Here is a 22,358-nt window from a genome sequence, read left to right on the forward strand (position 1 = left end):
GGGGAAAAGACAACATGAGTAAGTTTGAAGCGATCAAAGAAGAGCAGATGGATATTTTGCGGGAAGTCGGAAATATCGGGGCGGGTCACTCGGCTTCTGCAATGGCTCAGCTGCTGAACAGAAAGATAGACATGGAAGTGCCGTTTGCGACTTTATTGACATTTGATGAGCTCGCTGATTTTTTCGGCGGGGCTGAAACGCCGGTCGCCAGTATCTTTTTAAGAATGGAAGGCGACATGACCGGCTCTATCTTTCTCATCATGCCTTTCCATCAGGCGGAACAGTTTATCAGAGAGCTGATCGGGAATCCGGATTTTGATATTGACCAGTTGGGCGAAGATCATTTGAGTTCTTCTGCTTTACATGAGTTCGGCAATATTTTAGCAGGTTCCTATTTAACGGCATTGGCTGATTTGACGAAGCTTGAGATTTACCCGAGCGTGCCGGAAATCTCACTTGATATGTTCGGCGCGGTTATCAGTGAAGGGCTGATGGAGCTCAGCCAAGTCGGAGAGCATGCCATTGTCGTGGATACTTCTATTTTTGACCAGGGCAGCCGGCAGGAGCTCAAAGCTCACATGTTTATGCTCCCGGACTATGATTCTTTTGAAAAGCTCTTCGTCTCATTGGGTGCGGCTTTATGAGCCGTGCGGAAGCCGCAGTCGTTAAAGTGGGGATTGCGGATGTTCAAGTCGCGCGTTACCCGGATAAAATCCGGACCTCGGGACTCGGTTCATGCGTGGGGCTGGTTTTATACGATAAAGACAAACAAACGGCAGGACTCGTTCACGTCATGCTGCCGGACTCCGGTTTATCAAAAACAGCGGAGCTCAACCGTGCAAAATACGCGGACACCGCCGTTAAGATGACGATTGATATGCTTTTGAAAGCCGGCTGCCGCAAGTTTGCCCTGAAGGCAAAACTCGCCGGGGGAGCGGAGATGTTTAAGTTTAAAATGACGAACGACCTGATGAAAATCGGTCCGAGGAATGTAGCGGCCATCAAAGAGCAGCTTTCATTGTATAACATTCCGGTCATCAGTGAAGATACGGGCGGCTCAAGCGGCCGGACGATTGAATTTGAGCCAAAGTCCTGCATGCTGCACATTCGAACTGTTAAACAAGGTGAAACAACGATTTAATAAAGGTATGAGGTAGGGGGATAACAATGCAATCCTTGAATTATGAAGATCAGGTGCTTTGGTCGCGCTGGAAAGAGTGGAAAGATCCTAAAGCCGGTGATGATTTAATGCGCCGTTACATGCCGCTGGTCACATATCATGTCGGCAGAATTTCCGTCGGACTGCCGAAATCGGTGCATAAAGACGATCTAATGAGCCTTGGTATGCTTGGTTTATATGATGCCCTGGAAAAATTTGACCCCGGCCGGGATTTAAAATTTGATACCTATGCCTCGTTTAGAATTCGCGGTGCAATCATCGACGGGCTGCGTAAAGAAGATTGGCTGCCCAGAACTTCACGGGAGAAGACAAAAAAAGTCGAAGCTGCAATCGAAAAACTTGAACAGCGCTACCTTCGGAATGTGACGCCTTCAGAGATCGCAGAAGAGCTGGGGATGACGGAGCAGGACGTAGTATCAACGATGAATGAAGGGTTTTTTGCCAATCTCTTATCCATTGATGAAAAGCTTCACGACCAGGATGACGGTGAGAATATTCAAGTGATGATCAGAGATGACAAAAATGTGCCGCCGGAAGAAAAAATCATGAAGGACGAGCTGATCGCTCAGCTTGCGGGCAAAATTCACGAGCTCTCTGAAAAAGAGCAGCTTGTCGTCAGTTTATTCTATAAAGAAGAACTGACTTTGACCGAAATCGGACAAGTCCTGAACCTTTCGACGTCGCGGATTTCACAGATTCATTCAAAGGCGCTGTTTAAATTAAAGCACCTGCTTGAAAAAGTAATTCAATAATGAACTCATGGTTAGCGAGTGAAAAACATGTCAACACTATTATGGCTTTTAAGCTTTGTGCTTCACGGCGTACTGCTTTATGCCGTCATTATTCTGTACACGAGGTTTTCAGCCCTCAAGGAGACGGAGCGCCAGCAGAAGAAGATTCTTGAAGAGACGGAAAACACCCTTGCAGCGTTTCTGCTTGAGCTGAAAGAAGAAAATGAAAGACTCGAAGACGCAAAAAGCCGTCAAGCGCCGGACGCAGAAGACGCCGAACCCCGGCCGGAACCGAAAGAAGAGCCTGATATTCCGGACCACATGGAAAAGCTTATCAGTGCAACGGAACGGGCTGAAAGTGACGAAAACAGGGGCGCGCATTCGTTTGAAGAACGTGTTTCAGAATTATATGAACAAGGGCTCACCCCCGCGGAAATCGCCAAACGGATGCAGAGCGGAAAGACAGAAATCGAGCTGTTTTTAAAATTTCGCGGCAAAGCTGTAAAGGATTCTTGATTGTCGCATAAAGCTGTGTTATATTATGTCTTGGTGTTAAATACACACGCTTAACGATTTATGCAGAGGGTGCTGCAAACGGCAGTTCTGCACAAAAATGACCTAAGCGGAGGAAAAAAACCATTTTATTAGGAGGAAATCACATGTCAGTTATTTCTATGAAACAATTGCTTGAAGCTGGTGTTCACTTCGGCCACCAAACACGCCGCTGGAACCCAAAAATGAAGCGTTACATTTTCACGGAGCGTAACGGAATCTACATCATTGACCTTCAAAAAACAGTGAAAAAAGTAGAGGAAGCTTACAACTTCACGAAAAACCTTGCTGCTGAAGGCGGAAAAATCCTTTTCGTCGGCACAAAAAAACAAGCTCAGGATTCTGTTAAAGAAGAAGCTGTACGCTCTGGCATGTACTATGTCAACCAACGCTGGTTGGGCGGTACACTGACAAACTTCGAAACAATCCAAAAACGCATTAAGCGTCTGAAAGACATCGAGAAAATGCAAGAAAACGGTACATTTGAAGTACTTCCGAAAAAAGAAGTTGTTCAATTGAAAAAAGAATTAGAGCGTCTTGAAAAATTCCTCGGCGGAATTAAAGACATGAAGGATCTTCCTGATGCATTATTCATCATCGATCCTCGCAAAGAGCGCATCGCTGTTGCGGAAGCTCACAAATTGAACATTCCTATCATCGGAATCGTAGATACAAACTGTGATCCTGATGAAATTGATGTCGTAATCCCTGCAAACGATGACGCAATCCGCGCTGTCAAACTTCTTACTTCTAAAATGGCAGATGCTATTCTTGAAGCGAAGCAAGGCGAAGAAGAAGCGGAAGCTGCTGAAGAGACTGCACCTGAAACAGAAACGACAACTGCGTAACCTAATCAAAAGGTGATAAGAGGGACTGCCTTTTATCACCTTTTTTCAAGAAAAATGTATCTATACATATCTTGTTTACACATATAAGGAGGAATTCAAATGGCTATTACTGCACAGCAGGTAAAAGAACTGCGTCAAAAAACAGGCGCTGGTATGATGGACTGTAAAAAAGCATTGACTGAAACTGACGGAGATATGGACAAAGCAATCGACCTTCTGAGAGAAAAAGGAATTGCGAAAGCGGCTAAAAAAGCTGACCGTATCGCTGCTGAAGGTTCTACTCTTATTAAAACTGACGGCAACAAAGGCGTTATCTTAGAAGTAAACTCTGAAACTGATTTCGTTGCGAAAAACGAAGGCTTCAAAGAGCTTCTGAACACGCTTGCTGACCACCTTCTTGCAAACGCTCCTGCTGATCTTGAAGAAGCGATGGGTCAAAAGATGGAAAACGGTTCTACTGTTGAAGAATACATCACAAGCAACGTTGCTAAAATCGGAGAGAAAATCACTCTTCGCCGTTTTGCTGTTATTTCAAAAGAAGACAGCGAAGCGTTCGGTGCTTACCTTCACATGGGAGGCCGCATCGGCGTATTATCCGTTCTTAGCGGAACAACTGACGAAGATCTTGCAAAAGACATCGCGATGCATGTTGCAGCGGTAAACCCTCGTTACATTTCCCGCGACCAAGTGTCTGAAGAAGAAGCAAACCATGAGCGTCAGATTCTGACTCAGCAAGCTCTTCAAGAAGGCAAACCGGAAAACATCGTAGCTAAAATGGTTGAAGGCCGTCTGAATAAATTCTTCGAAGAAATTTGCTTATTAGACCAAGCTTTCGTTAAAAACCCAGACGAAAAAGTGAAACAAGTTGTGGCTGCGAAAAACGCATCTGTTAAAACTTACGTCCGCTACGAAGTTGGAGAAGGTATTGAAAAACGCCAAGAAAACTTTGCTGAAGAAGTTATGAACCAAGTGAAAAAATAATGGCGGAAAGCCTTGGCGAATCTTTCGCGGCTTTTCAGGCAGTATAGGGGACACTACTTGTGTTCCCTATTTTTAAAACTATATTTACAAACCTTTTTTTCTCTTGCATAATAGGAAACGGCAATGTTTACACTTGGAGGTTATTATGGAAAAACCAAAATACAATCGTATCGTTTTAAAGCTTAGCGGAGAAGCATTGGCAGGAGAGCAGGGAAACGGCATTAATCCGACTGTCATCCAATCCATCGCTAAACAAGTAAAAGAAATCGCTGAGCTTGACGTCGAAGTGGCCGTAGTCGTAGGCGGCGGCAACTTATGGCGCGGAAAAACGGGCAGTGACTTAGGAATGGACCGTGCGACGGCCGATTATATGGGCATGCTTGCTACTGTCATGAACTCACTTGCCCTGCAGGACAGCCTGGAAACGCTCGGAATTCAGTCCAGAGTGCAGACATCAATTGAAATGCGTCAGGTCGCTGAGCCTTACATCAGAAGAAAAGCCATCCGCCACCTGGAGAAAAAACGCGTTGTTATTTTTGCCGCGGGAACAGGAAACCCTTATTTCTCTACGGACACAACCGCAGCGCTGCGTGCCGCTGAAATCGAAGCGGACGTGATCTTAATGGCGAAAAATAATGTCGACGGTGTGTATAATGCTGATCCGAGAAAAGATGAGTCAGCCGTTAAATACGAAAAATTATCTTATCTCGATGTGTTAAAAGACGGGCTGGAAGTCATGGATTCTACGGCTTCTTCACTATGTATGGATAATGATATTCCGCTGATCGTCTTTTCTATTATGGAAGAAGGAAATATTAAGCGTGCCGTAATCGGCGAATCAATCGGAACGATCGTAAGGGGGAAATAACGTTGTCAAACGAAGTATTAACACAAACAAAAGAACGCATGGAAAAAGCGGTTGCCGCTTATTCACGCGAATTGGCGTCAGTCCGCGCAGGACGTGCCAACCCATCTCTATTGGATAAAGTGACAGTAGAATACTACGGTGCCCAAACACCTTTAAACCAGCTGTCTTCCATCAATGTGCCTGAAGCGCGTATGCTTGTTGTCACACCGTATGACAAAACGGCAATCGGCGATATTGAAAAAGCGATCCTGAAAGCTGATCTTGGCGTAACGCCGACAAGTGACGGCACAATTATCCGCATCGCGATCCCGGCTCTGACGGAAGAAAGACGTAAAGAACTTGTCAAAGTCGTGAAAAAATACGCGGAAGAAGCGAAAGTAGCAGTCCGTAATGTCCGCCGTGACAGCAACGATGACCTCAAAAAACTTGAGAAAAACGGAGACATTACAGAAGACGAGCTTCGTGCTTCCAGTGAAGACGTTCAAAAGCTGACAGATGAATATGTGTCAAAAATTGACAGTGTCACAAAGGACAAAGAAAAAGAAATCATGGAAGTTTAATGAAAAACTATGTACAATAGATAATGTGAAAAGACCCTCTCATGTTTACAGGGGGTTTTTTTGTTAATACTGTTGATTACATTGATCATCAGCAACGCAACCTTTTTGGGTGACGGAGGAATCTCATGCTCAACATACTCAAAAATTGGAAGAATCAGCAGAATGCGGCTTCCAACTTAGAACGGTATACAAAAGAAGACATACTGAAGGGTGAAATTCCCGCACACATTGCCATTATTATGGACGGAAACGGACGCTGGGCGAAGAAGCGCTCACTCCCTCGGATTGCAGGACATCATGAAGGAATGAAAGTGGTAAAAAGGGTGACAAAGCTCGCAAGTCAGCTCGGCGTTAAAGTTCTGACTCTTTATGCGTTTTCAACGGAGAACTGGAAGCGCCCGAAGATGGAAGTCGACTTTTTGATGAAGCTTCCGGAAGAGTTCCTGAATACGTATCTTCCTGAATTAATAGAGGAAAATGTACAGGTGAAAATTATCGGAGATGAATCCGCGCTCCCTTCTCATACGTACAGGGCGATTGAGAAGGCCGTAAAAGATACAGAACAAAATGACGGGCTGATTCTCAATTTCGCTTTGAACTACGGCGGACGCACGGAAATCGTCAATGCGGCAAAAGCCCTGGCTGAACAGGTGAAAAGCGGCACGCTGAATATCGAAGACATTGATGAAGCGCTCTTTTCCGGGCATTTAATGACAGAATCACTCCAGGACCCGGAGCTGCTCATCAGAACGAGCGGAGAAATCAGATTGAGCAACTTTATGCTTTGGCAGGTGGCTTACAGTGAATTTGTTTTTACAGATGTCCTGTGGCCCGATTTTAAAGAAGATCACTTTCTGCAGGCAGTGGGAGAATTTCAGCAGCGGGGCCGGAGGTTTGGCGGAATTTAGAGGATGGTGGAAATGAAACAAAGATTGTTAACAGGTGTTCTGGCAGCGGCACTATTTTTATTTTTGGTTATTTTCGGAGGATTGCCGTTCACCGTATTTGTTTACGTGATGGGAAGTATAGCGCTTTTTGAGCTTTTGCGGATGAAAAAGCTCAGATTTTTTTCTTTTCCGGGTCTGATCAGCCTCTTGTTGTTATGGCTGTATATGATGCCGGACAAGTATCATTTTTTCGATGCGAAAATGGAAGTAACGATTTTCGCCGTATTGATTCTGCTCAGCTATACGGTGCTCGTGAAAAACACCTTTACGTTTGACGAAGTCGGGTTTATCGTTCTCGCGACGGTATATATCGGACTGTGTTTTCATTATTTTATTGAAATCAGAAACATTGAAACAAACGGGCTTTTGTATATCTTTTATGCCTGCGTTGTCATATGGTCAACGGACTCAGGCGCATATTTCGTCGGAAAGTCGCTCGGGAAGCGGAAGCTGTGGCCCGAAATCAGTCCCAACAAAACAGTCGAAGGGTTTCTCGGCGGTATTGTCATCGCCCTTATTTTCACGGCTGTTTTTCAGCTGTTTGCGCACCTTCCGATTTCATACCCGGTTCTTTTGGTCATCACGCTTGTTCTGTCTGTGTTCGGACAGATCGGGGATTTGGTTGAATCAGCGCTTAAGCGGCACTATGATGTGAAGGATTCGGGAAAAATCCTTCCCGGGCACGGCGGCATTTTAGATCGATTTGACAGCTTTTTGTTTGTCATGCCGTTCTTATACTTTCTGCTTGCGCTTTTTTCATGAGAAAGGCTAATATGAAAATAAGACTGATCTGGACGCATAGAATGGGAGTGGCATTTTGAAGAATATTTGTCTTTTAGGAGCAACAGGATCAATAGGGGAGCAGACGTTAGACGTATTGCGCATGCATCAAGATCAGTTCCGTCTCGTCTCGATGACTTTCGGTAAAAACGCCGAGAAAGCGATCCCGTTGATCAGAACGTTTCAGCCGAAATATGTAGCAGTCGGCGACATGGATACATACCAAAAAGTGAAAGAAGTGTCTTTTTCTCATGACTGTCAAATCGGCATCGGAGAAGAAGGCCTGATTGAAGCGGCAGTCATGGACGAAGTGGATATCGTGGTCAATGCGCTGCTTGGAAGCGTCGGTTTAATCCCGACTTTGAAAGCGATTGAACAGAAAAAAACAATTGCGCTTGCAAATAAGGAAACTCTCGTCACTGCCGGGCATATAGTGAAAGGACACGCAAAACGATACGGTGTTCCTCTTCTTCCGGTCGACAGCGAACATTCCGCTATTTTTCAGGCGCTGCAAGGCGAACAGAGCAAAAATATCGAGCGCCTGATCATTACGGCATCCGGCGGCAGTTTCAGAGATAAAACGCGGCAGGAGCTTGAGTCTGTAACGATTGCCGACGCCCTTAACCACCCGAACTGGTCGATGGGCGCAAAAATTACAATTGATTCGGCTACAATGATGAATAAAGGACTTGAAGTCATTGAGGCGCATTGGCTGTTTGACATTCCGTATGAACAGATTGACGTTGTATTACATAAGGAGAGCATCATTCATTCGATGGTTGAATTTCACGACAGAAGCGTCATCGCCCAGCTCGGAAATCCGGACATGAGGGTGCCGATTCAATATGCGCTGACATATCCGGACCGGCTGCCTCTGCCTGAAACAAAAAGGCTTGAATTATGGGAGATCGGAAGCCTCCATTTTGCGAAAGCTGACTTTGAAAGGTTCCGCTGCTTACAATTTGCCTTTGAATCAGGTAAAATAGGGGGAACAATGCCGACGGTTTTAAATGCGGCCAACGAAGAAGCCGTTGCCGCTTTTCTTGCCGGACGGATTTCATTCTTATCGATTGAGGACCTGATTGAAAAAGCATTGGACCGCCACAGCGTAATTCAGGATCCGAGTCTTGCGGATATCCAAGAAGTGGACAAAGACACCCGGGGATACGTTAATTCAATACTCACATAAGGTGGTATGTTCGTGAATACAGTTATCGCGTTTATTATTATTTTCGGAACGCTCGTTTTTTTCCATGAGCTGGGGCATTTATTGCTCGCCCAAAGAGCGGGAATCCTTTGCCGTGAATTTGCGATCGGCTTCGGCCCTAAAATCTTTTCATTTAAAAAGAATGAAACCGTGTATACGATCAGACTCCTTCCGGTCGGCGGGTTCGTCCGCATGGCCGGTGAAGACCCGGAGATGATCGAGGTCAAACCCGGTTATACTGTCGGGCTTCTTTTTAATAAAGATGACGAAGTGGAAAAAGTCATCATTAATCAAAAGGAAAAATATCCCGACGCTTTAATTATCGAGGTGGAGACGGCTGATCTTGAGCACGAAATGAAGATTACCGGGTACGAGCAGGGGAAAGAAGATGAACTGGCGGGCTTTACTGTCAGTCAGACCTCCTTTTTTATCGTAGACGGAGAAGAAGTGCAGATTGCGCCTTACAATCGACAATTCGGGTCTAAACCCGTATGGAAGCGGATTAAAGCGATTGCTGCCGGTCCGATAATGAACTTCATCTTAGCGTATGTCATTCTCGTCATGCTTGGATTCATTCAAGGCGTGCCTTCGAATCAGCCTGAGCTCGGGAAGCTGACAGACAATGGACGCGCAGCGGCTGCCGGTTTAAAAGAAGGCGACTATATCCAGAGCATTAACGGTGAAAAAATGAGGTCATGGACAGACATCGTGACAGCGGTAAAAGAAAATCCCGGAAAAAAAATCGATGTCGCCGTCAAACGGGACGGCAAATCGTTTCATATCTCGGTTACACCTGAAGCTGTAAAAGATGAAAATAAAAAAACAATCGGCCGCTTCGGCTCTTATGCGCCGACTGAAAAAGGCGCGCTTGCAGCGATCGCCTACGGCGCGACATCTACCGTTGATGTCACAAAAGCGATTCTGACCAATCTGAGCAAACTTGTGACAGGCCAGTTTAAGCTTGATATGCTTTCGGGTCCTGTCGGCATTTATGATATGACGGATCAAGTTGCAAAAACCGGTATTATCAACCTATTCCAGTTTGCGGCGTTTTTAAGCATCAACCTGGGAATTGTCAACCTGCTGCCGATACCGGCGCTTGACGGCGGGCGGCTGCTGTTTTTATTCATTGAAGCAATCCGCGGCAAGCCGATAAACCGTGACAAGGAAGCATTTGTTGTATTTATCGGCGTAGCTTTCTTAATGCTTCTTATGCTGGTTGTCACATGGAACGATATCCAGCGTTTATTCTTATAATTGACTAGTAAAAAATCAGAGGTGCGAAGACATGAGACAAAGTTTGACGCTTATTCCGACCCTGAGAGAAGTGCCGGCTGATGCTGAAGCAAAAAGCCATAAGCTTCTGCTGAGAGCGGGATTTATCAGACAAAATACGAGCGGGGTTTACAGCTACATGCCCCTGGCTTACAGGGTCATTCAAAACATTCAGAAGATCGTGCGTGAAGAAATGGAAAAAATCAACGCGGTGGAAATGCTGATGCCGGCCCTTCAGCAGGCTGAAACATGGCAGGAATCAGGCAGGTGGTATACGTACGGGCCTGAATTAATGCGTCTGAAAGACCGCCACGGCCGTGAATTTGCTTTAGGCGCGACACATGAAGAAGTCATTACTTCTCTCGTGCGCGATGAGGTGAAATCTTATAAGCGTCTGCCGCTCACTCTTTACCAGATCCAGTCTAAATTCAGAGATGAAAAACGCCCGCGTTTCGGGTTATTACGCGGACGCGAATTCATCATGAAAGATGCGTATTCTTTCCATGCTTCTGAAGAAAGTCTGGAGGAAACATACCAAAACATGTACGGCGCATACAGCAGCATTTTCGCACGCTGTGAATTAAATGTCCGTCCCGTTATTGCCGACTCGGGCGCGATGGGCGGAAAAGACACGCATGAATTTATGGCTCTTTCTGAAATAGGGGAAGATACCATCGCTTATTCCGATGGATCCTCTTACGCAGCCAATACGGAAATGGCGGAAGTTGTCATGAACAGCGAGCCGTCAGATGAAACACCCGAGGCATTGGAGAAAATTGATACGCCGAATGTCAAAAGCATTGAAGAGCTCGCTTCGTTCTTGCAGATCGAGCCGAGCGCCTGCATCAAATCAATGCTGTTTAAAGCGGATGACCGATTTGTTCTCGTGTTAGTAAGAGGCGATCATGAGGTCAATGACGTGAAAGTGAAAAACCTTCTGAACGCGGAAGTGGTTGAGCTTGCGTCTCATGAAGAAGTAGCAGAGAAACTTGGCACGGAGCCGGGATTTGCGGGGCCGATCGGCGCTGCCGGCGACATTGAGATTTATGCCGACCAAGCCGTAAAAGTAATGGTAAACGCCGTTAGCGGCGCGAATGAAAAAGACCGTCATTACCGAAACGTAAACATCGAACGTGACGCGTCAGTAAAAGCATATGCCGATCTTCGAATCATTCAGGAAGGCGATCCGTCACCTGACGGAAAAGGCACGATCCGTTTCGCTGAAGGGATTGAGGTCGGACAAGTCTTTAAACTCGGCACGCGTTACTCTGAAGCGATGAATGCGACATACCTTGATGAGAACGGGCGTGCGCAGCCGATGCTGATGGGATGTTACGGAATCGGCGTGTCCAGAACGCTTTCAGCCATCGCTGAACAGCATCACGACGAAAAAGGCTTGATCTGGCCGAAAAGCGTTGCTCCGTATGATCTTCATATTTTGGCGCTGAATATGAAAAACGAAGCGCAAAAAGAGCTTGCTGAACAGCTTTACGGCAAATTCCAGGCGGAAGGTTATGAGGTATTATACGATGACCGCGCTGAACGCGCAGGCGTGAAGTTTGCTGATTCTGATCTGATCGGCCTTCCGATCCGCATCACTGTCGGAAAACGTGCCGATGAAGGCATCGTAGAAGTGAAAATCCGCAAAACCGGTGAATCTGCCGAAGTTTCAGTGGATGAGCTTTCTGAATTTATCAAGACGAAGTAATCACCATAACGAATCATACAAAATCATGTTAAAATAGAGAAAAAAGAAGGTACCTCATCACCTGCGGAGGTACCTTCACTTATGATGTTTTAAGGGAGGGATACTGTCTGAATGGAACAGTTATCAGTAAACAGAAGACAGTTTCAGATTCTTCTGCAGCAGCTTAATATGACAGATGATACCTTCATGACATACTTTGAAGACGGAGAGATTGATAAACTGACAATCCATAAAGCAGAAAAGGCCTGGCATTTCCAATTTCGCTTTAAGGCTCTTCTGCCGTATCAAATATATGATTCATTCATGATGAGGTTAACACAATCGTTTGCTCACATCGCCCGTGTCACATCGTCTGTTCAGGTCATCGACCCTACAGTGACAGAGGAGCTTGTACAGGATTATTGGACACGCTGTATTGAAGAGCTTGAAGGAACCTCGCCGCCGATGGTGGCTCTTTTGAATCAGCAGAAGCCGAAGCTCAAGGGAAACAAACTGATCGTGAAAACAAAAACAGATACAGAAGCATCTGCGCTCAAAAATAAATACAGCGCGCTGATTCAGCACAGCTACCGCCAATTCGGCTTTCCGGAACTGCAGCTGGATACCGAAATTTTCGTATCTGACCAAGAAGTCCAGAAATTCCGCGAGCAAAAGCTTGCTGAAGATCAGGAGCGGGCGATGCAGGCGCTTATCGAGATGGAGAAGAAGGAAAAAGAGGGCGATGAGGATCAGGCACCGTCCGGACCGCTTGTCATCGGCTATCAAATTAAAGAGAACGAAGAAATCCGGACGCTTGACAGCATCATGGATGAAGAAAGAAGAATTACGGTGCAGGGGTTTGTGTTTGATGCTGAAACACGCGAGCTGAAAAGCGGACGCACGCTCTGCATTTTCAAAATCACGGACTATACAAACAGCATTTTAGTAAAAATGTTCGCCAGAGAAAAAGAAGACGCCGCTTTGATGAAAACGCTGAAAAAAGGCATGTGGGTGAAGGCGCGGGGAAGCATTCAAAACGATACATTCGTCAGAGACCTCGTCATGATTGCAAATGACGTGAATGAAATAAAAGCCAAAACCCGTGAAGACACCGCTCCTGAAGGCGAAAAACGGGTTGAGCTTCATCTGCATTCTCCGATGAGCCAAATGGATGCTGTAACGGGCATCGGAAAGCTTGTCGAACAGGCGAAAAAATGGGGACATGAAGCGATTGCCTTAACTGATCATGCCGTTGTGCAGTCTTTCCCGGATGCCTATTCCGCCGCGAAAAAACACGGCATTAAAATGATTTACGGAATGGAAGCCAATATCGTAGATGACGGCGTTCCGATCGCATACAATCCAGCTCACCGTCTACTGGAAGAAGACACATACGTCGTCTTTGACGTTGAAACGACAGGTCTGTCCGCAGTGTATGACACCATCATTGAGCTTGCCGCAGTCAAAATAAGAGGCGGAGAAATCATCGATAAATTCGAAGCGTTCGCCAATCCGCACCATCCGCTGTCAGCAACGACGATAGAGCTTACCGGGATTACGGACGACATGGTCCGCGACGCTCCCGATGTCGTTGACGTCGTACGGGATTTTAAAGAATGGATCGGCGATGACGTGCTTGTGGCTCATAACGCCAGCTTTGATATGGGATTTTTAAATGTGGCGTACAAGCGTCTTTTGAAAACGGAAAAAGCGAAAAATCCGGTCATTGATACGCTGGAACTCGCGCGTTTCCTGTATCCTGAGTTTAAAAATCACCGCTTAAATACGTTATGTAAGAAGTTTGATATCGAATTAACCCAGCATCACCGAGCGGTCTTTGACGCTGAAGCAACGGGCTACCTGCTGTTGAAAATGCTCAAAGATGCCGCTGAAAAAGACATTTTTTATCATGATCAGCTGAATGAGAATATGGGACAATCCAATGCTTATCAGAGATCAAGACCTTATCACGCTACATTGCTTGCCGTGAATGAGACCGGCCTTAAAAATCTGTTTAAGCTCGTGTCCATTTCTCATATTCAATATTTCTACAGAGTGCCGCGCATTCCGAGGTCGCAGCTTAATAAATACAGAGAAGGTCTGTTAATCGGCTCTGCCTGTGACAGGGGTGAGGTCTTTGAAGGCATGATGCAAAAATCTCCTGAAGAGGTTGAAGATATCGCATCCTTCTATGATTATCTTGAAGTGCAGCCGCCGGAAGTATACAGACACCTTCTGCAGCTTGAGCTCGTCCGAGATGAAAAAGCGCTGAAAGAAATCATCGCCAACATTACGAAGCTCGGAGAAAAATTGAATAAGCCGGTCGTGGCTACGGGAAATGTCCACTATTTAAACGATGAGGATAAAATTTACCGGAAGATCTTAATATCTTCCCAAGGCGGCGCCAACCCGTTAAACAGACACGAACTGCCTAAAGTGCACTTCAGAACGACAGATGAAATGCTGGAGGCTTTCTCCTTCCTCGGTGCGGAAAAAGCGAAAGAAATCGTGGTTGACAATACGCAGAAAGTCGCTTCGATGATTGATGAGATCAAACCGATCAAAGACGATCTGTACACGCCGAAAATTGACGGGGCTGATGAAGAAATCCGTGAAATGAGCTATCAGCGCGCCAGAAGCATTTACGGTGAAGAGCTTCCCGAAATTGTGGAAGCGAGAATAGAAAAAGAATTAAAAAGTATCATCGGTCATGGATTCGCCGTTATTTATCTCATCTCTCATAAGCTTGTAAAACGGTCTCTGGATGACGGTTATCTCGTCGGCTCCCGGGGGTCCGTCGGTTCATCGCTTGTGGCGACCTTAACGGAAATCACTGAAGTGAACCCGCTCGCTCCGCACTACGTGTGCCCGAGCTGCCGATATTCCGAATTCTTTAATGACGGATCAGTCGGTTCCGGTTTTGACCTTCCGGATAAAAGCTGCCCGTCTTGCGGCACCCCTTTGAAAAAGGACGGACATGATATCCCGTTTGAAACGTTCTTAGGCTTTAAAGGTGACAAAGTACCCGATATCGACTTGAACTTCTCAGGTGAGTACCAGCCCCATGCCCATAACTACACGAAAGTATTGTTCGGTGAAGATAACGTGTATCGCGCGGGAACGATTGGCACCGTCGCGGAAAAGACGGCTTACGGATATGTGAAAGGCTATGCGGGCGATCACAACCTACACATGCGCGGCGCGGAGATCGACCGTCTGGTGCAAGGCTGCACCGGCGTTAAGAGAACGACCGGCCAGCACCCGGGGGGGATTATCGTTGTCCCGGATTACATGGATATTTACGATTTTTCCCCGATACAATTCCCGGCAGATGCGACGGGGTCTGAATGGAAAACGACTCATTTTGACTTCCACTCCATTCATGACAACCTGCTGAAGCTTGATATATTGGGGCACGATGATCCGACAGTCATCCGGATGCTTCAGGATTTAAGCGGGATTGATCCGAAGACGATTCCGACAGATGATCCGGAAGTTATGAAGATTTTCCAAGGCACAGAATCGCTCGGTGTTACTGAAGAGCAGATCGGCTGTAAAACGGGGACGCTCGGCATTCCTGAATTCGGGACGCGATTTGTGCGGCAGATGCTTGAGGATACGAAGCCGACGACGTTCTCCGAGCTTGTCCAGATTTCCGGGCTTTCTCACGGAACGGACGTATGGCTCGGCAATGCGCAGGAACTGATACACAACAATACGTGTGAACTGAGCGAAGTGATCGGCTGCCGTGATGACATTATGGTTTACTTGATCTATCAGGGCCTTGAGCCTTCACTGGCCTTCAAAATCATGGAATTCGTCCGTAAAGGCAAAGGCCTGACGCCGGAATGGGAAGAAGAAATGAAAAAGAACAATGTGCCGAACTGGTATATTGATTCATGCAAAAAAATCAAATACATGTTCCCGAAAGCCCACGCCGCCGCATACGTGCTGATGGCGGTGCGGATTGCCTATTTTAAAGTGCATCACGCGCTTTTATATTATGCTGCGTATTTTACCGTCCGCGCAGATGACTTTGACATTGATACAATGATTAAAGGCTCGACCGCCATTAGAGCGGTGATGGATGATATCAGCTCTAAAGGGCTTGATGCTTCGCCGAAGGAGAAAAACCTTCTTACCGTGTTAGAGCTTGCGCTTGAAATGTGTGAGCGCGGCTATTCCTTCCAGAAGGTCGATCTATACCGTTCGAGCGCTTCGGAATTTATCATTGACGGCAACAGTCTCATCCCGCCGTTCAACTCAATTCCGGGACTCGGAACCAACGCCGCTCTCAATATTGTGAAAGCGCGGAAAGAAGGGGAGTTCCTTTCAAAAGAGGATCTTCAAAAACGCGGAAAAGTGTCAAAAACCATTTTAGAGTATTTAGACCGTCACGGCTGTCTTGAGTCGCTTCCGGACCAAAATCAGCTGTCTCTGTTTTAAGCTTTGTGCACAGCCTCCGAGCGGAGTTTGATTTGCATTAAATATATGGTTATGGTATAGTTTTATTGGAAATGCTAACGATTACCGAGGCAAAGAGTGGGGAAACCCGCTCTTTTGTATTGAACAGGCAATTTTGCCTCGACATGTCCATCGTTTTCTCAATGCCCCTGCTCTTTAGAAGCAGGGTTTTTATGCAGAGGAACGGCTGATATGATATCGACAGCACAAGGAGGAAAAACATGAGCAAAAAAGTGACTGATACCGTTCAAGTAATGGCTCAGCCCATACTGGATGACCTTCAGCTTGAACTCGTAGACATTGAATTTGTCAAAGAGGGTCAAAACTGGTTCCTTCGCGTGTTTATTGATTCCGAGAACGGTGTTGATATTGAGGAGTGCGCCAAAGTCAGCGAAGCATTAAGCGAAAAGCTGGATGAGGCCGATCCGATCACCCAGAACTACTTTCTTGAAGTATCTTCTCCTGGAGCCGAGCGTCCATTAAAGAAAAAAGCCGACTTCGAAAAATCACTGGGCAAAAATGTGTACATGAAAACGTACGAACCGATTGACGGTTTAAAAGTGTTTGAAGGCAAATTGGCTGAATTCGATGGACAAACTGTTACAATAGAGATGACGGTCAAAACAAGAAAGAAACGGGTCAATATTCCGTATGAAAAAATAGCTAACGCAAGATTAGCTGTAACATTTTAATGAATGAAGTATTAGTGTTTAAGGGGGGAGACCGCTAACATGAGCAGTGAACTATTAGATGCTCTCACTATTCTTGAAAAAGAAAAAGGCATCAGTAAAGACATTATCATCGAAGCAATTGAAGCTGCCTTAATTTCCGCGTACAAGCGAAATTTTAACCAGGCGCAAAACGTACGGGTCGATCTGAACCGTGAGACGGGCACGATCCGCGTGTTCGCAAGAAAGGATGTCGTAGACGAGGTATACGATTCAAGACTTGAAATCTCGCTTGACGACGCCCAGCACATCCATCCGAACTACCTTGTCGGAGATGTCGTTGAAATAGAAGTAACGCCGAAAGACTTCGGCCGCATTGCTGCGCAGACGGCGAAACAAGTGGTGACGCAGCGTGTCCGTGAAGCTGAGCGCGGCGTGATTTACTCAGAATTTATCGATCGTGAAGAAGACATCATGACGGGAATTGTACAGCGCTTAGACAGCAAGTTTATTTACGTGTCTCTCGGCAAGATTGAAGCGCTGCTGCCCGTCAATGAACAAATGCCGAATGAGAGCTATAAACCGCACGATCGGATTAAAGTATTTATCACAAAAGTCGAAAAAACGACAAAAGGGCCGCAGATCTATGTATCAAGAACGCATCCTGGTCTGTTGAAGCGTCTTTTTGAAATCGAAGTGCCGGAAATTTATGACGGAACGGTCGAACTGAAATCCGTTGCCAGAGAAGCGGGCGACCGCTCTAAAATCTCCGTCCGCACTGATGACCCTGACGTTGATCCGGTCGGTTCATGCGTCGGTCCTAAAGGCCAGCGCGTGCAGGCGATCGTCAATGAACTGAAAGGCGAAAAAATTGATATCGTCAACTGGTCTGATGATCCGGTTGAATTTGTTGCCAATGCGCTCAGCCCGTCTAAAGTGCTGGATGTCATCGTCAGCGAAGAAGAAAAAGCCACGACTGTCATCGTTCCTGATTACCAGCTTTCTCTGGCAATCGGAAAAAGAGGGCAAAACGCCCGCTTAGCCGCGAAACTGACAGGCTGGAAAATCGATATCAAAAGTGAAACGGATGCAAGAGACCTTGGCATCTATCCGAGAGAGCATGAAGAAGATGACGATTTAGAGCCGCTCTTTATGGAGCCTGAAACAGCCGAATCGGATGAATAAGAGGTGATTTTAGGTGAATAAGCGAAAAAAAATTCCTCTGCGCAAATGCGTGGTAACGGGGGAAATGAAGCCTAAAAAGGAACTGATCCGAATTGTCCGTTCTAAAGAAGGAGAGATTTCAGTCGATCCGACCGGAAAGAAGAACGGGCGGGGTGCCTATATCACCCTTGAGAAAGAATGCATCTTAGCTGCGAAAAAGAAAAACACATTGCAAAATCAATTTCAATCACAAATCGATGACCAGATTTTCGAAGAATTGCTGGAACTGGCGGAAAAGGTGAAAAAATAACATGTCTGGAATGGAATGGTTTCCCTTGCTGGGTCTGGCCAATCGAGCTCGTAAGGTCGTGTCGGGCGAGGACTTGGTTATAAAAGAAATTAGAAATGCGCGTGCAAAACTTGTTCTGCTGACAGAAGATGCATCTGCGAATACTGCAAAAAAAGTATCCGATAAATGCAATTATTATAAAGTGCCTTATAAAAAAGTCGAAAGCCGCGCGGATCTCGGCCGCTCTATCGGCAAGGAATCACGTGTCGTTGTCGCCGTCACTGACCAAGGTTTTGCGAATAAGCTGATCAGCTTGCTCGATTAATATTTTTGGGGGTGAACGAATGGCTAAAATGAGAGTTTACGAATATGCAAAAGCCATCAATGTTTCAAGCAAGGAAATTTTGACTGCGCTGAAAAACATGGATATAGTAGTAAATAACCATATGGCAATGCTTGAAGAAAAGACCATTAAGCAGCTTGATGCGAAATTTAAAAAAGGCGGCGCCGGCGTTACATCTCAGAAGCCTGCGGAAACGAACAAAAACAAGCCGCAAGGGATTAATCAGCAGCCTGCTGGGAATCAACCAAACAAAATTCGAGACGGAAAGAAGAATGACGTGCAGAATAATCAATTTAACAAAAACAAGAAGAACAACAACAACAACAAAAACAAAAACAAACGCAATCATAACAACAAAAATCAGTATCAGCAAAAACCGCTGAAGCCGAAAAAAGAGCTTCCTGAGAAAATTACGTTTTCCGGCTCTTTAACAGTCGGAGCTTTAGCCGAGGAACTGGGCAAAGAGCCGTCTGAACTCATTAAAAAACTGATGCTTCTGGGCGTAATGGCTACGATTAACCAGGAGCTTGACAAAGACACAATCGAACTGATCGCATCTGAATACGGTGTGGAAACAGAAGAAGTGATTGTGCTTGAAGAAACTGAGCTTGAAAAATATGAAGAGGCTGACAAAGAAGAAGATCTTCAAATCCGTCCGCCTGTCGTGACGATCATGGGCCACGTTGACCACGGGAAAACGACCCTCCTTGACAGCATCAGAAAAACAAAAGTTGTTGAAGGTGAAGCCGGCGGAATCACCCAGCATATCGGGGCTTACCAGATCGAAGAAAACGGCAAAAAAATCACGTTCCTAGATACTCCAGGACACGCGGCGTTCACAACAATGCGTGCGCGCGGTGCGGAAGTAACTGATATTACCATTTTAGTCGTAGCGGCTGATGACGGCGTTATGCCGCAAACAGTCGAAGCCATCAACCATGCGAAAGCGGCTGAGGTTCCGATTATCGTTGCCGTGAATAAAGTGGATAAAGAAAGCGCGAACCCTGACCGTGTCATGCAGGAGCTGACTGAATACGGACTCGTTCCTGAAGCATGGGGAGGAGAAACGATTTTCGTTCCTCTGTCCGCTCTTACAGGCAAGGGAATTGACGAGCTTGTCGAAATGATTCTGCTTGTCAGTGAAGTGGAAGAGCTGAAAGCCAATCCGAACCGTCAGGCAAAAGGAACGGTTATTGAAGCTGAGCTCGATAAAGGAAGAGGATCTGTCGCGACACTTCTCGTTCAAACGGGAACATTGAATGTCGGAGATCCGATCGTTGTCGGAAATACATTCGGCCGCGTGCGGGCCATGGTCAATGATCTCGGCCGCCGCGTGAAAACAGCCGGACCGTCCACACCTGTAGAAATTACGGGCTTAAACGACGTACCGCAGGCTGGCGATCAATTCCTCGTCTTTAAAGACGAAAAAACAGCCCGTTCTGTCGGTGAAGCACGCGCTTCCAAGCAACTGGAAGAACAGCGCAGCGACAAAGCGAAGCTGAGCCTCGATGATCTGTTTGAACAAATTAAACAAGGCGATGTCAAAGACATCAATTTAATCGTAAAAGCTGACGTTCAAGGTTCAGCCGAAGCGTTAACAGCCGCTCTTCAAAAAATTGAAGTAGAAGGCGTAAAAGTGAAAATCATTCACACAGGCGTCGGTGCGATTACGGAATCAGACATCATTCTCGCATCTGCTTCAAATGCAATCGTTATCGGGTTTAATGTGCGCCCAGACGGAAATGCTAAGAGCACGGCTGAAGCTGAAAATGTAGATATCCGTCTTCACCGTATCATTTACAAAGTCATCGAAGAAATTGAAGCGGCGATGAAAGGAATGCTTGATCCTGAATACGAAGAAAAAGTCATCGGTCAGGTTGAAGTGCGCCAAACATTCAAAGTGTCGAAAATCGGCACGATTGCCGGCGGATATGTAACAGACGGCCACATTACACGTGACAGCGGACTCCGCCTGATCCGTGACGGCGTGGTCATCTTCGAAGGGGAAGTAGACGTTCTGAAACGCTTCAAAGATGATGTGAAAGAAGTTTCACAAGGATATGAATGTGGTATTACAATTAAGAAATACAATGACATTCGCGAAGGCGACATCATTGAAGCGTATGTCATGCAGGAAATCGAAAGAAAGTGATCGGATTTGCGGAATGTGAATGCATCATTTATGATGCGGGATCATTAAAGGAGAAACGAGCCGTTCTGAAGCGGATTATAACGAGGGTTCAGAATAAGTTCAACGTGTCGGCTGCAGAAATCGGCTATCAGGACACTTGGCAGCGGACCAGCTTCGGAATCGCCGTCGTCTCCTCCTCTCACGTTCAGGCGGAAAAGGAGATCCAGCGTGTACTCGCGTTTATTGACTCCTTTCCCGAAATAGAACGGACGATCACTAGAACAGAGTGGTTTTAACTTAGAGGTGATTGAATTGAGTATGAGAGCAAACCGTGTCGGCGAGCAGATGAAAAAAGAGCTCGGGGATATTATCAGCCGAAAGCTGAAAGACCCGAGAATCGGATTTCTCACTGTAACAGACGTACGTGTTTCAGGTGATTTACAAATAGCGAAGGTGTATATCTCCGTTCTCGGCGGAGAGAAAAAGAAAGAGGAGGCGCTGAAAGGGCTTGAGAAAGCGAAAGGATTTATCCGTTCCGAAATCGGCAGCCGAATCAGACTCCGTAAAACGCCTGAGCTTGAATTTGAATTTGATGAATCAATTGAGTACGGCAACCGTATTGAAACATTGATTCACGAACTGCATTCAGATAAACCGTCTGAATAACAAGGAAAGAGGATGGGCGAGTGTCGTCTGTCCTCTTTTCTGCGTTTTACGGGATACAATTGATAACAAAGGAGCGAAAGACAGATGGTTAACGGAGTTCTCCTTTTACATAAACCGGTCGGCATGACTTCTCACGACTGTGTAATGAAAATAAGAAAACTGTTAAAAACAAAGAAAGTCGGACATACGGGAACGCTTGATCCGGAAGTGTCAGGCGTACTGCCGATCTGTGTCGGACGGGCCACAAAGATTGTTGAGTACGTCACCGACAAGTCAAAAACGTACGATGCTGAGATCACTCTCGGCTTCTCCACATCGACCGAAGACCAGACTGGAGAAACGGTCAGCGTAAAACCTGTCAAGGAGCCGCTGAAAGAAGCGGATATCAAAGCCGTTTTAGACGAACTGAAGGGACCGCAGGAGCAAGTGCCGCCGATGTATTCCGCTGTAAAGGTCAACGGGAAAAAGCTCTATGAATACGCCAGGGCGGGTATTGAAGTGGAGCGGCCGAAGCGGAATATCACGATTGAAGATATCGCGCTCACTTCCCCTGTCACTTATAAAGAAGACACAGCATCATTCCGCTTTACAGTCACGTGCTCAAAGGGCACTTACGTCAGAACATTGGCGGTGACAATCGGTGAAAAACTCGGCTATCCCGCGCATATGTCGCATCTCATCCGCACCGCTTCCGGCGATTTCAGCCTTGATGAGTGTTTCACGTTTGAGGAACTTGAACAGCAGGTTTCAGACGGCATGGTTGCAGAGCATGCCGTGCCGATTGAAAGAGCGCTCAATCATTTGCCGAAATGGGTCATAAGTGATACATTAGCTAAGAAAGCTGAAAACGGGTCAGTGTTTGACATCCCGGCGGAATTTTCTGCAATGACAGCTGACGCCCGTATAGCGGTCTGTACTGAAGACGGAGAATGTGTGGCCATTTATATGCCGCATCCTTCAAAAAAAGGACTGCTGAAACCGGCTAAAGTGCTCATGCAAAAAAGCGAACAATAAGAA

The 22,358-nt window shown here is 46.2% G+C and carries 22 protein-coding genes; all 22 read left to right on the forward strand.

Annotated elements, in window-relative coordinates; translation table 11 throughout:
* Nucleotides 1-14 precede the first annotated feature (14 nt).
* The 22 genes from cheC to truB all read left to right on the forward strand — a co-directional run bounded on the left by cheC (nucleotide 15) and on the right by truB (nucleotide 22,355).
* Entirely contained in the window at nucleotides 15-644 is a 630-nt protein-coding gene (cheC, locus tag G4O42_RS08265) for a CheY-P phosphatase CheC (RefSeq protein ID WP_003154222.1), read from the forward strand.
* Nucleotides 641-1,141 carry a chemoreceptor glutamine deamidase CheD gene (cheD, locus tag G4O42_RS08270; protein ID WP_003154219.1) on the forward strand — a complete coding sequence of 167 codons (501 nt, stop codon included), beginning with the start codon at nucleotides 641-643 and terminating at the stop codon, nucleotides 1,139-1,141. The genes cheC and cheD overlap by 4 nt, the downstream gene beginning before the upstream one ends.
* 26 nt (nucleotides 1,142-1,167) lie before the next feature.
* Nucleotides 1,168-1,932, forward strand: coding sequence for an RNA polymerase sigma-28 factor SigD (sigD, locus tag G4O42_RS08275; protein ID WP_003154217.1), 765 nt, complete (start codon nucleotides 1,168-1,170; stop codon nucleotides 1,930-1,932).
* Between the two features lie 27 nt (nucleotides 1,933-1,959).
* The gene (locus tag G4O42_RS08280; protein WP_007611451.1) at nucleotides 1,960-2,427 is read left to right on the forward strand and encodes a DUF6115 domain-containing protein; all 468 of its coding nucleotides are present in this window, start codon (nucleotides 1,960-1,962) and stop codon (nucleotides 2,425-2,427) included.
* Nucleotides 2,428-2,570: 143 nt separating this feature from the next.
* A complete protein-coding gene (rpsB, locus tag G4O42_RS08285) occupies nucleotides 2,571-3,311 on the forward strand; it encodes a 30S ribosomal protein S2 (RefSeq protein ID WP_007611453.1) in 741 nt (246 codons plus the stop codon).
* Between the two features lie 99 nt (nucleotides 3,312-3,410).
* Entirely contained in the window at nucleotides 3,411-4,292 is an 882-nt protein-coding gene (tsf, locus tag G4O42_RS08290) for a translation elongation factor Ts (protein WP_007611455.1), read from the forward strand.
* A gap of 145 nt (nucleotides 4,293-4,437) precedes the next feature.
* Complete coding sequence (gene pyrH / locus G4O42_RS08295) at nucleotides 4,438-5,160, forward strand: UMP kinase (protein WP_003154213.1); 723 nt, start codon at nucleotides 4,438-4,440, stop codon at nucleotides 5,158-5,160.
* A gap of 2 nt (nucleotides 5,161-5,162) precedes the next feature.
* Complete coding sequence (frr, locus tag G4O42_RS08300; protein WP_003154212.1) at nucleotides 5,163-5,720, forward strand: ribosome recycling factor; 558 nt, start codon at nucleotides 5,163-5,165, stop codon at nucleotides 5,718-5,720.
* Between the two features lie 125 nt (nucleotides 5,721-5,845).
* Nucleotides 5,846-6,628, forward strand: coding sequence for an undecaprenyl pyrophosphate synthase (locus G4O42_RS08305; RefSeq protein ID WP_007409795.1), 783 nt, complete (start codon nucleotides 5,846-5,848; stop codon nucleotides 6,626-6,628).
* Nucleotides 6,629-6,631: 3 nt separating this feature from the next.
* A complete protein-coding gene (locus G4O42_RS08310; protein ID WP_007409796.1) occupies nucleotides 6,632-7,429 on the forward strand; it encodes a phosphatidate cytidylyltransferase in 798 nt (265 codons plus the stop codon).
* Nucleotides 7,430-7,484: 55 nt separating this feature from the next.
* Nucleotides 7,485-8,636: a 1-deoxy-D-xylulose-5-phosphate reductoisomerase gene (dxr, locus tag G4O42_RS08315; RefSeq protein WP_032874922.1), complete on the forward strand. Its 1,152-nt coding sequence runs from the start codon at nucleotides 7,485-7,487 to the stop codon at nucleotides 8,634-8,636.
* A gap of 6 nt (nucleotides 8,637-8,642) precedes the next feature.
* Entirely contained in the window at nucleotides 8,643-9,911 is a 1,269-nt protein-coding gene (gene rseP, locus G4O42_RS08320) for an RIP metalloprotease RseP (protein WP_007611459.1), read from the forward strand.
* Between the two features lie 31 nt (nucleotides 9,912-9,942).
* Entirely contained in the window at nucleotides 9,943-11,637 is a 1,695-nt protein-coding gene (gene proS, locus G4O42_RS08325; protein ID WP_007611460.1) for a proline--tRNA ligase, read from the forward strand.
* 111 nt (nucleotides 11,638-11,748) lie between these two features.
* A complete protein-coding gene (locus G4O42_RS08330) occupies nucleotides 11,749-16,062 on the forward strand; it encodes a PolC-type DNA polymerase III (protein WP_012117566.1) in 4,314 nt (1,437 codons plus the stop codon).
* Nucleotides 16,063-16,301: 239 nt separating this feature from the next.
* Nucleotides 16,302-16,772, forward strand: a complete 471-nt coding sequence (gene rimP, locus G4O42_RS08335) for a ribosome maturation factor RimP (RefSeq protein ID WP_032874923.1) — start codon at nucleotides 16,302-16,304, stop codon at nucleotides 16,770-16,772.
* Between the two features lie 39 nt (nucleotides 16,773-16,811).
* On the forward strand, nucleotides 16,812-17,933 hold the full coding sequence (gene nusA, locus G4O42_RS08340) for a transcription termination factor NusA (RefSeq protein WP_003154195.1): 1,122 nt from the start codon (nucleotides 16,812-16,814) through the stop codon (nucleotides 17,931-17,933).
* A gap of 13 nt (nucleotides 17,934-17,946) precedes the next feature.
* Nucleotides 17,947-18,222 carry a glucose-induced regulator RulR gene (gene rulR / locus G4O42_RS08345; protein ID WP_003154193.1) on the forward strand — a complete coding sequence of 92 codons (276 nt, stop codon included), beginning with the start codon at nucleotides 17,947-17,949 and terminating at the stop codon, nucleotides 18,220-18,222.
* Nucleotide 18,223: 1 nt separating this feature from the next.
* On the forward strand, nucleotides 18,224-18,526 hold the full coding sequence (locus G4O42_RS08350) for a YlxQ family RNA-binding protein (protein WP_003154192.1): 303 nt from the start codon (nucleotides 18,224-18,226) through the stop codon (nucleotides 18,524-18,526).
* Nucleotides 18,527-18,545: 19 nt separating this feature from the next.
* Nucleotides 18,546-20,696 (forward strand): translation initiation factor IF-2, encoded by a 2,151-nt coding sequence (gene infB / locus G4O42_RS08355; protein WP_007611462.1) that lies wholly within the window; start codon nucleotides 18,546-18,548, stop codon nucleotides 20,694-20,696.
* Nucleotides 20,693-20,971 (forward strand): DUF503 domain-containing protein, encoded by a 279-nt coding sequence (locus G4O42_RS08360; protein ID WP_003154188.1) that lies wholly within the window; start codon nucleotides 20,693-20,695, stop codon nucleotides 20,969-20,971. Before infB ends, G4O42_RS08360 begins: the two co-directional genes overlap by 4 nt.
* A 16-nt stretch (nucleotides 20,972-20,987) precedes the next feature.
* On the forward strand, nucleotides 20,988-21,341 hold the full coding sequence (gene rbfA / locus G4O42_RS08365; protein ID WP_003154185.1) for a 30S ribosome-binding factor RbfA: 354 nt from the start codon (nucleotides 20,988-20,990) through the stop codon (nucleotides 21,339-21,341).
* Between the two features lie 84 nt (nucleotides 21,342-21,425).
* Complete coding sequence (truB, locus tag G4O42_RS08370) at nucleotides 21,426-22,355, forward strand: tRNA pseudouridine(55) synthase TruB (RefSeq protein ID WP_032874924.1); 930 nt, start codon at nucleotides 21,426-21,428, stop codon at nucleotides 22,353-22,355.
* Nucleotides 22,356-22,358 lie beyond the last annotated feature (3 nt).

The sequence above is a fragment of the Bacillus sp. LUNF1 genome (assembly GCF_011008975.1).
GTDB classification, from domain to species: Bacteria; Bacillota; Bacilli; order Bacillales; family Bacillaceae; genus Bacillus; species Bacillus velezensis.